Annotated in this window: 14 protein-coding genes; 11 read left to right on the forward strand and 3 right to left on the reverse strand. The window is 60.8% G+C overall.

Annotation, left to right across the window (positions count from 1 at the left end):
- Positions 1–38 precede the first annotated feature (38 nt).
- Positions 39–719: a class I SAM-dependent methyltransferase gene (locus tag F7R20_RS11875; protein ID WP_003201980.1), complete on the forward strand. Its 681-nt coding sequence runs from the start codon at positions 39–41 to the stop codon at positions 717–719.
- Here F7R20_RS11875 and F7R20_RS11880 read toward each other — a convergent pair.
- The 3 genes from F7R20_RS11880 to F7R20_RS11890 all read right to left on the reverse strand — a co-directional run bounded on the left by F7R20_RS11880 (position 708) and on the right by F7R20_RS11890 (position 4,088).
- Positions 708–1,475, reverse strand: coding sequence for a phosphoglycerate mutase family protein (locus F7R20_RS11880; RefSeq protein ID WP_209311717.1), 768 nt, complete (start codon positions 1,473–1,475; stop codon positions 708–710). The two genes, F7R20_RS11875 and F7R20_RS11880, sit on opposite strands and share 12 nt — an antisense overlap.
- The gene (locus F7R20_RS11885) at positions 1,447–2,685 is read right to left on the reverse strand and encodes an OprD family porin (RefSeq protein ID WP_003201984.1); all 1,239 of its coding nucleotides are present in this window, start codon (positions 2,683–2,685) and stop codon (positions 1,447–1,449) included. Before F7R20_RS11885 ends, F7R20_RS11880 begins: the two co-directional genes overlap by 29 nt.
- Positions 2,686–2,804: 119 nt before the next feature.
- A complete protein-coding gene (locus F7R20_RS11890) occupies positions 2,805–4,088 on the reverse strand; it encodes an MFS transporter (RefSeq protein WP_003201986.1) in 1,284 nt (427 codons plus the stop codon).
- Between the two features lie 262 nt (positions 4,089–4,350).
- Between F7R20_RS11890 and F7R20_RS11895 the strand changes: the two genes are divergently transcribed.
- The 10 genes from F7R20_RS11895 to F7R20_RS11945 all read left to right on the forward strand — a co-directional run bounded on the left by F7R20_RS11895 (position 4,351) and on the right by F7R20_RS11945 (position 13,990).
- Positions 4,351–5,298: a LysR family transcriptional regulator gene (locus tag F7R20_RS11895; protein WP_003201988.1), complete on the forward strand. Its 948-nt coding sequence runs from the start codon at positions 4,351–4,353 to the stop codon at positions 5,296–5,298.
- Positions 5,299–5,390: 92 nt separating this feature from the next.
- Positions 5,391–6,182, forward strand: a complete 792-nt coding sequence (locus tag F7R20_RS11900) for a putative hydro-lyase (RefSeq protein WP_003201990.1) — start codon at positions 5,391–5,393, stop codon at positions 6,180–6,182.
- A 40-nt stretch (positions 6,183–6,222) separates the two neighbouring features.
- The gene (locus tag F7R20_RS11905; protein WP_003201992.1) at positions 6,223–6,762 is read left to right on the forward strand and encodes a hypothetical protein; all 540 of its coding nucleotides are present in this window, start codon (positions 6,223–6,225) and stop codon (positions 6,760–6,762) included.
- A gap of 195 nt (positions 6,763–6,957) precedes the next feature.
- A complete protein-coding gene (locus tag F7R20_RS11915; RefSeq protein WP_003201993.1) occupies positions 6,958–7,878 on the forward strand; it encodes a LysR family transcriptional regulator in 921 nt (306 codons plus the stop codon).
- A gap of 294 nt (positions 7,879–8,172) precedes the next feature.
- A complete protein-coding gene (locus F7R20_RS11920; RefSeq protein WP_223523008.1) occupies positions 8,173–8,760 on the forward strand; it encodes a hypothetical protein in 588 nt (195 codons plus the stop codon).
- Positions 8,757–9,653, forward strand: coding sequence for a fatty acid desaturase family protein (locus F7R20_RS11925; RefSeq protein WP_003201997.1), 897 nt, complete (start codon positions 8,757–8,759; stop codon positions 9,651–9,653). The genes F7R20_RS11920 and F7R20_RS11925 overlap by 4 nt, the downstream gene beginning before the upstream one ends.
- A gap of 3 nt (positions 9,654–9,656) precedes the next feature.
- Positions 9,657–10,391 carry a metal-dependent hydrolase gene (locus tag F7R20_RS11930; protein WP_003201999.1) on the forward strand — a complete coding sequence of 245 codons (735 nt, stop codon included), beginning with the start codon at positions 9,657–9,659 and terminating at the stop codon, positions 10,389–10,391.
- A gap of 94 nt (positions 10,392–10,485) precedes the next feature.
- Positions 10,486–11,865: a UDP-glucose dehydrogenase family protein gene (locus F7R20_RS11935; RefSeq protein WP_003202001.1), complete on the forward strand. Its 1,380-nt coding sequence runs from the start codon at positions 10,486–10,488 to the stop codon at positions 11,863–11,865.
- Positions 11,866–12,041: 176 nt separating this feature from the next.
- Entirely contained in the window at positions 12,042–12,749 is a 708-nt protein-coding gene (locus F7R20_RS11940) for an HPP family protein (RefSeq protein ID WP_003202003.1), read from the forward strand.
- A 134-nt stretch (positions 12,750–12,883) separates the two neighbouring features.
- Complete coding sequence (locus F7R20_RS11945; RefSeq protein WP_003202005.1) at positions 12,884–13,990, forward strand: enoyl-CoA hydratase/isomerase family protein; 1,107 nt, start codon at positions 12,884–12,886, stop codon at positions 13,988–13,990.
- The last annotated feature ends 1 nt before the right edge of the window (position 13,991 follow it).

The raw sequence follows: 13,991 nt of genomic DNA on the forward strand, positions 1-13,991 counted from the left end.
TGGCCTATGCTTAGCCAATCCATTGCGGAGCTGGATCAATGTCATCCTCGGAAACCACCCTCCTTCAAAGCTGGCACCACAATGCCCAATCCTGGATCGAAGCCATCCGTACAGGTGCCATCGAAAGCCGGCTGACGGTCACGGACCAGGCCATGCTACTGGCGGTACAGAGCCGCCAGCCCGAGCGCGTGCTCGATCTGGGTTGCGGCGAAGGTTGGCTGTTGCGGGCGCTGGCTGAACGGGGCATCGAAGCGGTCGGTGTGGATGGCGACGCGACGCTGGTCGATGCGGCGCGGGCGGCGGGTTCCTCGCCAGTGCATCTGGCAAGCTATGACGCGCTGGTGGAGGCAAAGGTGGACGTCGGCAGCGGCTACGACCTGATCTGCGCCAATTTCGCCCTGTTGCACCAGGACATCATCCCATTGCTCGCCGCGATGAATGCCCTGCTCAGCCCAGGCGGTGCGCTGGTGGTTCAGACGCTGCATCCATGGACCGTGGCGGCAGGCGATTATCAGGACGGTTGGCGAGAAGAAACCTTCGATGGGTTCAAAGGCCAATGGCAACGTATGCCGTGGTACTTCCGCACCTTGTCCAGTTGGCTCAACGCCCTGGACATGGCCGGTTTCCGATTGGTGGTCCTGCAGGAACCGCAGCATCCACAAAGCCCGATGCCGCAGTCGTTACTGCTGGTGGCCGAGCAATCCCCGTCATGGCGTTAGCGACTCGACGGTAAAACACCCCGAGCGATACACCCTGCGCGCCTGCAGTCCGCGCTTTTGCAGGGTTTTCCTGACAGTTCTGAGAAACATGCCGTGGGAGATAACGATCGTGGTCTTTCCCGGTTCGCCGCAGCTGCTGTAAAGCTCATCGGCGACACCGAGCGCCCGCTGGTGTTCGGCTTTCCGGCTGGCGGCTCCCAGTGAAATCCCCAGCAACCACAGGATCCTGTGCAAGGCGAACCAATGCCTCACGCCCATTTTCAAGACGGGAATGCTGCTCAGCCGCAGGTCGTATTCACGTAGTCGAGCATCCTGTTGGATACGTGTGGCTTCGAATAGCCGGCATGCCGTCGCGTAGGCTCTGTTGACGGGCGAGGAAATGATGTTGGCTTCGGTCGCCAAAAGCACTTGGGACAAGTCCGGTTGGCTCAGGAATGCGACAATCTCACCCTCATCGATGGACGAGGTCTGATTGTATTCATCCAGCAGCAGCTTGGCCGAATGAGCATTGCAGGGTTTGTAATCGATCAGCGGCGTGGCATGGCGTATCAGGTAAATCACAGCGACAGCTCCCTTGTGTTGTCTTGAAAATCCCTTTCGAAGCGCACCTGTATACAGGCAACGACGCCATTGATCGAGTGCAATGCTATTTTTATTCAAGGAGTGATGACCCTGTGGCGAGGGAGCCAGCTCTCTTGCCACAGGATCGGTTTTACCGGCGATCTCTTTACCAAAGCGCCATCGTGTAGCTGACAATCAACCGGTTCTCATCCAGGTCATTGCCAAAATTCGAGCGCACCGTCGCGTTGCGCCATTTCAAGCCCAGGCCCTTCAACGTTCCGTCCTGTACCACATAGGCGATATCCGTGTTGCGCTCCCATTCCTTGCCTTCGCCCGGTGCGCTGCGCTGGACGTTGTCGCCGGTGATGTAGCGGGTCATGAAGGTCAACCCGGGTACGCCAATGGCCGCAAAATTGTAGTCATAGCGCGCTTGCCAGGAACGCTCGTCGATGTTGGCGAAGTCGCCGATCTGCACGAAGTTGACCAGGTAGGGATCGCTGCGTCCGATGTACGGGAACGGATCGTCGCCGCTCATGCGCTGGTAGCCCAGGCCCAACGCATGGCCCGCCAGGCTGTAGGTGAACATGGCGCCGAAGGCCTGGTTGTCGAGTTCGCGAAAACTGCCGTCTTCGGTGCTGCGCGAATAGCGCAAGTCACTCTTGAACGACTGGCCTGCGCCCAGGTCCAGGGTGTGGACGAAGCCGAGGTAGTTCTGCTGGTAGATGTCTTCCAACAGGCTATAGCGGTATTGCGCGCTGAGGTTCGGCAGGAACTGATAGTCCGCTCCGGCGAACTGGAACTTGTCGCTGCTGCCGCCGATGCGGTTGGCGGTCATGTCCTGGTAGTCGGTGGAGTCGACAAAATTGATCTGCGTGAGTTGCCCGGCGGTCAGCTTCAAGCGATCGATTTCCTGCACGCTCAGCAAGCCGCCCTTGAAGGTTCCTGGCAACAGGCGCGTGTCGTTGGAACTCACCGCAGGGTCCTTGATTTGCAGGGTTCCCAGCTTCAAGGTGCTGTTGGACACACGGACTTTGGCGGTCAGGCCCAGTTCGCCATAGCGGTCTTGCGAACCACCAGACAAATCCGCTGGCAGCAGGTTGGTGCCCGCCGTACCGCCCCCGGAGTCCAGTTTGAAACCGGCCATGCCCAAGGCATCGAGGCCGAAACCCACGGTCCCGGCGGTGTATCCCGACTCCATCCGCAGCAGAAAGCCCTGCGCCCATTCTTCGGCCTTGTCCCGTGCCCCTTCCTGGCGAAAGTCACGGTTGAAGTAGAAGTTGCGGGCCTCCAGGCTGCCTTTGCTGTCGGCGATGAAGTCGGCCTGGGCGTTCGGCACGCCGATCAGGCTCAGGCCCAGCAACGTACCGGCGGGGGTATAAAACCAGGTGGATGTGAAATGCCCCATGTCATGCTCCTTTTTTATGGACGCGAGCGAACCCTCTCGGTGGCGTTGCAATCGCGTCCGATGGTTGTTGTTTTAAGGGGTGTAGCGGCGTCCGCGCTGTGCACGGACGTCACAGGTAGTCAGGACTCGAGTTGTCTGCCGCGGGTTTCCGGCAGGCTCAACGCCGCCAGGATCACCACGCCATAGGCGCCAGCGGCGAATACGCCGATCCCGGTGCCGATGGGCAAGGTGTTGCTCAACGCGCCGATGAACAAAGGGAACAGCGCCGCGATGGAACGCCCGGCGTTGTAGCAGAATCCCTGCCCCGACCCGCGCATGCGGGTGGGAAACAGCTCGGTCAGGAATGCGCCCATGCCGGCGAAGATGCCCGAGGCGAAGAAGCCCAGTGGAAAGCCCAGCCAGAGCATCCAGGTGTTATCGATGGGCAACTGGGTGTAGGCCAGGACGATTGCCATTGAGCCGACGGCGAACAGGATGAAGTTCTTCTTGCGGCCGATGGCATCGGTCAGCAATGCACTGGTCACGTAGCCGATGTAGGAACCGACGATGACCATCGCCAGGTAGCCGCCAGTACCGAGCACACTAAGGCCGCGTTCGGTTTTCAGGTACGTCGGCAACCAAGTGGTAATGGCGTAGTAGCCACCCAGCGCGCCGGTGGTCAACAGCGAGGCGCGCAACGTGGTGCTGAGCATCCGTGGGGCAAATATCTCGAAGAATGCCCAGCGAGAGCCCAGTTCCGGCTTGGCCTGACGCTCCCGCATCGCATGTTCGAAGGTATCCGACTCCTTGACCAGTCGACGGATCACCAGCACAAACAACGCCGGCACCAGGCCGATCATGAACAACGCCCGCCAGGCGTCTTCCGGCGGCAGGAAACTGAACAGCCCGGCATACAACAGCGCCGTCACTCCCCAGCCCAGCGCCCATCCGGCCTGCACCATGCCCACTGCTTTGCCACGGTCCTTGGAGCGGATCACCTCGCCAATCAATACCGCCCCTGCGGTCCATTCACCGCCGAAGCCAAAGCCCATCAAGGTCCGGGCCACCAGCAATTGCTCGTAGTTCTGCGCCAGCCCACACAGGAAGGTGAAGAATGCGAACCACAGGACCGTCAATTGCAGGGTCCGTACCCGGCCGATGCGGTCGGACAGGATCCCGGCGATCCAACCGCCGGCCGCCGAGGCCAGCAGCGTGCAGGTGCCGATCAAGCCGGCGTCGCCCTTGGAAATCCCCCAGGTCGCGATCAGGGTCGGGATGACGAAACTCAGCATCTGCGTATCCATGCCGTCCAGGGCATAGCCGATCTTGCAGCTCCAGAATGTACGTTTTTCATTTTTCGACAGGGGGCCGTACCAACTGAACGGGCCCGTGCGCCCTGTCCCGGTGGTTACGCAGTCAGTCATGGTCTTTTCCATGGAAGGTTCCTGCGGCAGCAAGCGAAGATGACGGACACGCCTCGTTATTTTTTTGTGAAGGCGTTGTCGTTGGGGATGCGGACGCAGTGGCTGCGTCGTGGAGCGGATTCTTGGTGGCGAATCGGCACAGCGTCAAACGGGAAAAACAACAGATGGGACATAAGAAAATTTGATGCCCCAACGGCCCGATCTGGAGTAACAATTGCAAAACAATTGCAACATAAGAACCACACGCCCCCAGAGAGCCTTCATGAACCTCAAATTCCTCGAAACCTTTGTCTGGGTCGCCCGGCTACAGAGTTTCAGCCTCACCGCCGAGAAGATGTTCAGCACCCAGGCGGCGATCTCCAGCCGGATCGCTTCGCTGGAAGAGGAGTTGGGCCTGCGCCTGTTCGTACGGGATTCACGCGGGGTTTCGCTGACACCCGAAGGCCTCAAGGTGCTCGACTACGCCGAACAGATGCTCGAAGTGCAGCGGGCGTTGAAGCAGTCACTGGACACCAGCAGCCCGCAACAAGGCCTGGTGCGCATCGGCGTGATGGATACGGTGATCCACACCTGGCTCAGCCCGTTGATGTCGATGCTGATGCAAGCCTTCCCCGCCGTGGAAATCGAAATCACCGCCGATGCCGCGCGCAATCTCTGCGAGCAATTGCAGAAAGGCTACCTGGACATCGTGTTCCAGACCGATCTGGTCCGCCACGAAAGCGTGCGCAACCTGGAACTGGGGCACTATCCCATGCACTGGATCGCCGCCAGCCAGTCGATCTATGCCCGCCCCTATGCGTCGCTGGTGGAGATGGCCGGTGAGCGCATCATCACCTTCGTCAAGCATTCGCGACCGCATCAGGATGTGCTCAACCTGTTGTACGCCCATGGCGTGAGTGCGCCGCGGGTCAGTTGCGTCAACTCGGTATCGGCCATGACCCGGCTGATTCGTGACGGATTCGGCATCGGCGCCCTACCCGCCGCGCTGGTGGCCAAGCCCCTGGCCAGCGGCGAATTGATCCAGCTCGAACCCGGCACCGCCCTGCCCCAACTCGACGTCGTCGCCTCGTGGCGCGCTGGTGTCGGCCTGGAACTGATCGAGAACATCGTCCAGATGAGTCGCCAGGTGGTCAGCCAATACGCCGTTGATGTCGGGCCGCTACGCATGGTGGCGGCCCCCGGCCTGAACAGCCAACCTCCTCTTGAATAACTTTTAGTTGTCACGGGGTAGCAATATTCCTTGTTGGACGTCATCGCCACGGTGTTCTCAAAGTAGCGAACGAACGCTTGGAGAGCCCCGTAATGACGTCCTTCGAACAACTGCAGCAATGCACGCCCCTGGCCCTGCGCCAAAGCATCGCCGCCGGCCAGTACCAGGGCCATACCAGCGGCCTGGGCCAGGGCCGCGTACAAGCCAATATCGTGATCCTGCCCGGCGACTGGGCCAATGAATTCCTGCGCTACTGCACCCTCAATCGCCAGGCCTGTCCGGTGCTTGATGTGACCGAGCCAGGCGATCCGTTCTTGCGCAACCTGGGCGCCGCCATCGATATCCGCCACGAGGTGCCTCAATACCGCGTCTATCGCCACGGCGAGTTGAGCGAAGCTCCGCTGGACATCGAACACCTGTGGCAGGACGACCTGGTGGCCTTCGCCCTCGGTTGCTCGTTCTCGTTCGAACAACCGCTGCTGGAGGCCGGCATCCGTTTGCGGCACATTGAGTTGGGGCGCAATGTCGCGATGTTCCAGACCAACATCGACACACGCCCCACCGCCCGCCTCTCTGGCAAAATGGTAGTGACCATGCGGCCGATGAAAGCCGCCGCGGCGATCCAGGCGATCCAGATTACCGGGCGCATGCCCAACGTTCACGGCGCCCCGGTGCACATCGGCGATCCGTCACTGATCGGCATTCAATCCCTGGACTCGCCGGATTACGGCGATGCCGTGCCGGTGGAAGCGGACGAGATCCCGGTATTCTGGGCCTGTGGCGTAACGCCTCAATCGGTGGTCCAGGCCTCACGTCCACCGTTGTGCATCACCCATGCCCCGGGCTGCATGCTGGTGACGGACTTATGGAACAGTGATCTGTAAACCTTGGACGAGACTGTTTTTCAACTTGAAGGGACCCACGATGAACACTGCTCAGCGATCGATCCAACAGTACATCAGCGCCAAGGACGGTAACCGCCCTCACCTGCTGGACCAGGCTTTTACGCCGACTGCTATTCTGCACATGGTGGTGCGCACCGGCTCCATCACGTTTCCCGACCACGTCGAAGGCCGTACCGCCATTGGCGACGTGCTGGTCAGTCGCTTTGGCCAGACCTTCGAAAACGTCTACACGTTCTGCCTGGCCGCCCCGCCACCGGCCAACGCCGAGGCGTTCCAGTGCAAATGGCTGGTGGCGATGTCCGACAAGAACAGTGGCGAGGCACGCGTCGGTTGTGGCCTGTATGACTGGCAGTTCGATCCGGCGTCGAGCCTGGCCGAGCGACTGACCATCACCATCGAACACATGAAGACCCTGCCGGCGACCGATCTGCCGATGATCATGGCCTGGGCATCGCGACTGGAGTACCCATGGTGCCGGCCTGAGGCGGTTATCGATAACGTGCCGGATCTGGACGAGTTGCAAGAAGTAGTTCTGTACATGGCTAATGCCGAGCAGTGAAGAATATGAAGCTTGCCTAGCCACTGTACGAGGGACTGTTCTGTGGGAGCAAGGCTTGCCCGCGATGCAGGCGCCTCGGTCCCAGGGAGAGCGCATTGACCTCATCGCGGGCGAGCCTTGCTCCCACAGGGTATGGGGACACTCCCCGCGCCACAGTTTCTATGCTCCCATGACTGCGCCAAGGAATCGCCCCAAATGAACATCAAGTTTCTCGAAACCTTCGTCTGGGTCGCCCGCCTGAAGAGCTTTCGCCTCACCGCGGAAAAGCTGTTCACCACCCAGGCGTCCATTTCCAGTCGGATCGCCGCCCTGGAGGACGAAATGGGCGTGCGCCTGTTCGTGCGCGATTCCAAAGGTGTGTCGCTGACCTCCGAAGGCCAGCGCGTGCTGGAGTACGCCGAGCGCATCATGGACACCATGCAAAGCATGAAAGCCGTGATCAAGGATCCGCGCCAGGTGCGCGGCCGGATTCGCATCGGTGCGATGGATACGGTGATCCATACCTGGCTCAGCCCCTTGGTGACACGCCTGATGGAATGTTACCCGGCCCTGGAAATCGAACTCTCGGCCGACACCGCGAGCAACCTGTGCTCGCAACTGGAAAAAGGCTACCAGGACATCATTTTCCAGACCGACATCCTGCGCCTGGACAGCGTGCGCAACGCGCTGCTGACCCGTTACCCGATGCACTGGGTGGTGCGCACCGGCTCCGCCTATGACCGGTCCTATGCATCGCTGGAGGACTTGTCCCAGGAACGCATCGTGACGTTCTCGCGCAACTCACGGCCCCACCAGGACATCCTCAACCTGCTGCACTCGGCCAACATCGTCTCGCCACGCATCAACTGCGTGAACTCGGCCTCGGCCATTACCCGCCTGGTTCGCGACGGCTTTGGCATTGGCGCCATGCCCGCGGCGCTGGTCCTCGGCGAACTGGCCCAAGGCACATTGACGTTGGTGGACGGTGTGCCGCTGCCATCGGTCATGGACATCGTGGCCAGTTGGCGGACCGGCGCGGGAATGGAACGGGTGGAAGACATCGTCAGCCTGACCCGCGAAGTGGTCAGCGAATTCGTCGCACAATTACCGGCCGGGTACCGACTCGATATGAATTAAGCCGCACATTCATTTCGTCATCAGATATTCACACCGGTGACATACCGTGGGCACCGATTGATCCCGTCCCTCGATCGGTGAGCCATCTGCCTGATGCAAGCATTCCTGAAAAAAACAACGCCCAACGCGCCGACTACAACGACGAATCATCGGGAACACAGGCATGACGCGCAGAACAGCGACAGATCCCGTGAAGGTGAGATCTGTGTTCGGTTCCTGTCGTGTGCAGACATCCCCTCGTTGCTTGAGCTCGAGCAAAAGAAATGGACGGACGATCAGCGGGCCGATGCCGCCATGCTGGCCTCCCGAATCGCTGCATTCCCTGCCCTGAGTGTCGGTGCGTTTTGCACACGCAGCGGCACCGCGCAGGCATCGCTGTTCATGAAACCGACCCGGCACGATCATATTCGCCAATGCCCGACCTGGGCAGACTGCGCGAGGAAACAGCAGGGTGACGAAGCGGCCGGAACGGATGCGTTGTTTGGCATCAGCCTGAGCAGCGTCGACCCGAAAGCGGCCAATGCGATTTTCGAGTTCTTCTGGCCCTACGCGCTGAAACAAGGCTGGTCGGTCATCTACCTGGGATCCCCTGTCCCGGGCCTAAGGGATTGGCGCTCGAAAAACCCGGGTATCACGCTGGCGCACTACATCCTGAGTAAACGCCAAGGGCTGCCGTTGGACCCACAGTTGCGGTACTACTTCAAAAAAGGCTTTCGCAAGATTGTCGCCATCAAAGACAACTACTTCCCCCATGAACCCTCGCTGGATGTTGGCGTGCTGATCCAAGGCAAAGTGCCGCTGTCGGGCCTTTCGTTCATCTGGAAGAGAGTTCCGTTGCCCTGGTTGCAACGCATGAAAAAACTGGTCTTCGTGTGCCTGTGAACACCTCCCAGGCTGTAGACGTTGCGCGCGCAGTGGCTTTTCCCTCATCGAGCAGCAATCTTCCCAGCTACCTATTCATGATGCTGTGTGTCCTGAATAGCACCGCGATTGCCTGGCTGGCGACGCACGAGGCATTCGTATGGCTGGCTGTCGCGCCACTGATCGTGCTCCAGGCAATCCTGATGATCGGTGTCCAGGAGATCAAGCATCAAGGCGTGCATCGCCAGTTCCTCGTGGGCACACGGCTCAATGACGCAGTGGGTGTGTTCGCGGCGGGCATTTTTGCGGCCAACTTCGTGGGCTACCGCTACTTCCACCTCGAACACCACCGCAAGACCTGCCAGGCCGATGATCCCGAAGGCTTGATGTACGAACAGACCTGGCCGACCCGCTGGATCAGCCTGCTGGGCGCCGCAGAGCAACTCTGGGTGGCGATCTCCACCAACAGGATCTCCCGCCGCTACTTGCCGCCACACGCGGTCTGGCGCTGGCGCTGGAACAACGCCTTGATCGTCGTTTTTGCCGGTGCGCTGGCGTTCGGTCTCTATGAGGTGCCTCGCCTGGTCGTCTGCGTCTATCTGCTCCCGTATTGCCTGTTTGCCTGGATGGATTTCTGGCTGACGCAGGCCGAGCACTATGGCGTACGGATCTCGGTCCAAGGCCCGCGCCGCGCGCCCTGTGAGATCACCACAGACGTGCGCATGCCAAAGGCCCTCTCCTGGCTGATCCTGCATCGCTCGCTGCATCGCACCCACCATCATGCGCCGGCAACCCGCTGGTTCCACGCGTACGCGCAATCGACGGTGCTTGCCAAAGACAAGCCCGGTGGCATGACAGACCTGCCCGCGTTCGTTGCGACATGGATGCGACTCGGCCCCCGACTCTGGAAATAAGCCATGAAAAACAACTGCGAGCCCTTCTGGAACGACACACCGATCAGGACCTACCTGTTCGATGCCTTTTCGGTGCTGCTTCCTGCCGGCGAACAATTCGTGATTTCTGTGGTGGAATCATCCGCTCTGCAGTTGCCGCCAACCTCGACACTGGCTGACCAGTCGCGCGACTTCGTGGCCGAGGAGCGCGCCCACCAGCGAGCCCATCGTCTCTACAACCAACAACTGGAAAAGCAGGGTTTTGAAGTCAAGAAATACGAACGCGAGATCGAAAAGGACCTCGATGCCCTGCGCGCCAAACTGTCACTCCATGCGCAGCTGTCCCTGGCCGCGGCGTTCGAGCATGTGACGGCCGTCACCTCGCGGATCGCTTTGCGCAGCGGCGGGCTGCTTTCTACCAGCGCCTCCCCGCAAACACGCCTGTGGCGCTGGCACTGCGCCGAAGAAGTGGCTCATCAGCACGTCACCACCGATCTGCTCCAGGCGTTGGGTGTTCCCTATTGGCAGCGGATTTTCTATTTTTTGGCCGCATCGGCGCTGATGACCTTCGATGTCCTGCGGCATCTGCACGGTTTTGCTCGCCTGGACGTTGCCCGCGGCCGCGTCAGCACCCGGCAACTGGGACGGGCCACGGGGCGCCTGCTGCTGCGCGATGGCGCGAACCTGGCGCTGCTGGCAGCCGGATGGGCTGCCTACTTTCTTCCGCTGAAAACGAATGCGGTGGCGGACTGTAAGTGAACTGCAACATCCCCGACTTATTCTGGACCGAGCGCACGGCGGCGAATGGCTGGTTGTGCATGTCGCCCGCTCGGAACGATCCAGGGAGTTCGCCATGAAAATCAGTGTATTCGGAAGTGGTTACGTAGGCTTGGTGCAAGCCGCCGTGTTGGCCGAAGTGGGCCATGACGTGGTGTGCATGGACATCGATGAGCGCAAGGTCGACAGCCTGCGCCAAGGCCAAGTGAGCATTTACGAGCCTGGCCTGGCCGCGCTGGTGCGTGAAGGCCTGGAGGCTGGCCGTTTGCATTTCACCTGCGACGAACAGCTCGCCGTGCAGCATGGCCAGGTACTTTTTATCGCAGTGGGCACGCCTTCCCGGGACGATGGCAGTGCCGATCTGAGCCAGGTTCTGGCCGTCGGCGAGGCCGTCGCCCGCTACCGCGAGCAACCGCTCATTGTGGTGGAGAAGTCCACCGTGCCGGTGGGCACCGGCGACGTTCTGCGGGCGCACATCGACAAATGCCTGCTCAAGGCCAGTCGCCTGCTGCAGTTCGATATTGTCTCCAACCCCGAATTTCTCAAGGAAGGCTCGGCGGTCGCCGATTGCCGTCGTCCGGATCGCATCGTGATCGGCTGCGAACGCGATGAAGTGCGCGAAACCATGCGCGACCTGTATGCCCCGTTCAACCGCAACCACGACCGGGTCCTGTTCATGGACCTGCGCAGCGCCGAGCTGACCAAATACGCCGCCAACGGCATGCTGGCGACCAAGATCAGTTTTATCAACCAGATCGCCGAACTGGCCGAGCACCTGGGGGCCGACATCGAGTCCGTGCGCCTGGGCATCGGCGCCGACTCGCGCATTGGCTATCACTTCATTTACCCGGGATGCGGCTACGGTGGCTCGTGCTTTCCCAAGGACATGCGAGCCCTGATCCACACGGCCGAGCAGGCTCATTGCTCCAGCGACCTGCTGCAAGCGGTGGAAGCCATCAACGGGCGGCAGAAACACAAGCTGTTCGAGCGGATCAATGCGTTCTACCAGGGCGACCTGCGCGGCAAGACCTTCGCCCTGTGGGGCCTGGCCTTCAAGCCCAACACCGACGACATGCGCGACGCACCGAGCCGCACCTTGCTGGAATCGCTTTGGGCCGCGGGTGCCAGCGTCCGCGCGTTCGACCCGGAGGCGATGCAGCAGACGCAATTGCTCTACCCCGACGAGCCCCGACTCATGCTGATGGGCACGCCGGAATCGGTGTTGCCGGGAGCCGACGCGTTGGTCATCTGTACCGAGTGGCAGCCCTTCAAGGCGCCGGACTTCGACCTGATCCAGCAACGGCTCAAGGCCCCGGTGATTTTTGACGGTCGTAACCTGTTCGATCCGGAGCGCATGGCCGACAAGGGTTTCACCTATTTCCCGATGGGTCGCGGGCAGTCGCGCAACCTGCCTATCGCCCAGCAAACGTGGTTCCCAGCTTCGAGAAGCGCGTGAACTGTGGCGTTACCTCAAAATTAATGCACTCAACCAGCATTAATATGAATTTGTAAGCAGGGGTCGTGAACGGCACACTGTGCGCCGTTCCTCCCCCAACTGTTGGAACACTTAAAGGGCTTTCTGGGACTTTCCCGTAAGCCCCTTTTTTTGTTCGTTTTCTGGATTTTCGCTTAATGCTTTCTCGCTGGTTCCCCGCTGCTATCAATACCCGTCCCACCGAATGGAGCCGCGCCGCCATCGGCATGGCGCTGGGGACGATGTTCAGTGTCTGGCTTTGCGGGCAGGTATTTGGCCTTGAGGTGGCGCAACACCTCATCGGCCCCCTCGGCGCCTCAGCGGTGCTGTTGTTTGCAGTGTCATCGGGCGCCCTCGCCCAGCCCTGGTCGATTGTCGGCGGTTATCTGTGTGCGTCGGTCGTCGCGCTGCTGGTGGCCCATGTATTGGGCCGCACGCTGGGTAGCGCCTGCCTGGCGGCGGGCATGGCGCTGGTGTTGATGTGCTGGCTGCGTTGCCTGCATCCGCCGGCAGGCGCCCTGGCGGCGACGCTGGTGCTGGCGGCCCCGTCTATCATTGCCTTGGACTGGCAAGCCGTTGGTGCGGCGATGCTGGCCGGCTCCGGGCTGCTGGCCTTTGCGCTGGCCTACAACAACCTGACGCGGGTGCGCTATCCCAGGCGTGCCAGCGAACCGCTGGCCGTCATACCGGCTGACCACCCTCCCGTCGACCGCCAGGCGATCACGGCCGAAGACCTGAAACTGGCCCTGGCGGAAATGGAAGCATTCTTTGACGTCACACCGGAAGATCTTGAGCAATTGATCCACGTCAGCGAGCGAAATGCCAAGCGTCGCAGCATCGCGGAGGTTCTCTCTAGTCGCGGTTGAGCCTGTGGCTGCTATAAATATGCAGAAAGGACCTGCACGTATCCCGGTTGTGCAATGCAAATTTGCACTGGTACGATCCTGAATGGGTACGCGCGACACAATTCATAAAGAAGAATAAAAGCAGGGAGTTAGCGATGACAGCTCAGGTTTCATCACACGCCGCGGGAACCATCGAAACCGCGGCCTATGAGGTGCTGGTCGAAGTTCGCAATCACATTGGCCATTTGACCCTGAACCGCCCCGCCGGCCTCAATGCCCTCACCCTGGGCATGGTGCGCAGCTTGCAGCAACAACTCGATACCTGGGCCCTCGACCCACAGATCCGCGCCGTGGTGCTGCGTGGTGCGGGCGAGAAGGCGTTTTGCGCCGGCGGTGATATCCGTTCGTTGTACGACAGCCACAAGCAGGGCGACACCCTGCACGAAGATTTCTTCGTCGAGGAATACGCCCTCGACCTGACGATTCATCACTACCGCAAACCGATCGTCGCCTTGATGGACGGCTTCGTGCTGGGCGGCGGCATGGGGCTGGCACAAGGTGCCGACCTGCGGGTGGTCACCGAGCGCAGCCGCCTGGGCATGCCGGAAGTCGGCATCGGGTATTTCCCGGACGTGGGCGGCAGTTACTTCCTGCCGCGCATTCCTGGCGAACTGGGTATCTACCTGGGCGTCAGCGGCGTGCAGATCCGTGCGTCTGACGCCTTGTATTGCGGGCTGGCCGATTGGTATCTGGACAGTCGCAAGCTTGAACAGCTCGATGCGCGCCTCGATCGCCTGGAGTGGGGTGATACACCACTCAAGGACCTGCAGAGCCTGCTGGCCAAGCTTGGTGTGCAACAGCTGCCTGCCCCGCCCCTGGCCGATTTGCGGCCAGCCATCGACCATTTCTTTGGCCTGCCCGACGTGCCGAGCATGGTCGAGCAGTTGCGCCAGGTCACCGTCGCCAACAGCCACGAATGGGCAATAAAGACCGCCGACCTGCTAGACAGCCGCTCTCCCCTGGCCATGGCCGTGACCCTGGAAATGCTGCGGCGCGGTCGGCATTTGAGCCTGGAAGAATGTTTTGCCCTGGAACTGCATCTGGATCAGCAATGGTTCGAACGCGGTGACCTGATCGAAGGCGTGCGCGCCTTGCTGATCGACAAAGACAAGAACCCGCGTTGGAACCCGCCGACCCTGGAGGCGCTGGACGCCGACCATGTGGCGAGCTTCTTCGACGGCTTCGACGACCACGGGAACTGAG

This window comes from Pseudomonas brassicacearum subsp. brassicacearum (genome assembly GCF_008801605.1).
GTDB lineage: Bacteria > Pseudomonadota > Gammaproteobacteria > Pseudomonadales > Pseudomonadaceae > Aquipseudomonas > Aquipseudomonas brassicacearum.

Excerpts from the sequence above, each read along its gene's own strand:
- F7R20_RS11895 (WP_003201988.1), top strand. The coding sequence starts at position 4,351 with ATGAACCTCAAATTCCTCGAAACCTTTGTCTGGGTCGCCCGGCTACAG.
- F7R20_RS11915 (WP_003201993.1), top strand. The coding sequence starts at position 6,958 with ATGAACATCAAGTTTCTCGAAACCTTCGTCTGGGTCGCCCGCCTGAAG.
- F7R20_RS11940 (WP_003202003.1), top strand. The coding sequence starts at position 12,042 with ATGCTTTCTCGCTGGTTCCCCGCTGCTATCAATACCCGTCCCACCGAA.
- F7R20_RS11905 (WP_003201992.1), top strand. The coding sequence starts at position 6,223 with ATGAACACTGCTCAGCGATCGATCCAACAGTACATCAGCGCCAAGGAC.
- F7R20_RS11890 (WP_003201986.1), bottom strand. The coding sequence starts at position 4,088 with ATGACTGACTGCGTAACCACCGGGACAGGGCGCACGGGCCCGTTCAGT.
- F7R20_RS11885 (WP_003201984.1), bottom strand. The coding sequence starts at position 2,685 with ATGGGGCATTTCACATCCACCTGGTTTTATACCCCCGCCGGTACGTTG.
- F7R20_RS11935 (WP_003202001.1), top strand. The coding sequence starts at position 10,486 with ATGAAAATCAGTGTATTCGGAAGTGGTTACGTAGGCTTGGTGCAAGCC.
- F7R20_RS11920 (WP_223523008.1), top strand. The coding sequence starts at position 8,173 with ATGCTGGCCTCCCGAATCGCTGCATTCCCTGCCCTGAGTGTCGGTGCG.
- F7R20_RS11875 (WP_003201980.1), top strand. The coding sequence starts at position 39 with ATGTCATCCTCGGAAACCACCCTCCTTCAAAGCTGGCACCACAATGCC.
- F7R20_RS11930 (WP_003201999.1), top strand. The coding sequence starts at position 9,657 with ATGAAAAACAACTGCGAGCCCTTCTGGAACGACACACCGATCAGGACC.
- F7R20_RS11900 (WP_003201990.1), top strand. The coding sequence starts at position 5,391 with ATGACGTCCTTCGAACAACTGCAGCAATGCACGCCCCTGGCCCTGCGC.
- F7R20_RS11945 (WP_003202005.1), top strand. The coding sequence starts at position 12,884 with ATGACAGCTCAGGTTTCATCACACGCCGCGGGAACCATCGAAACCGCG.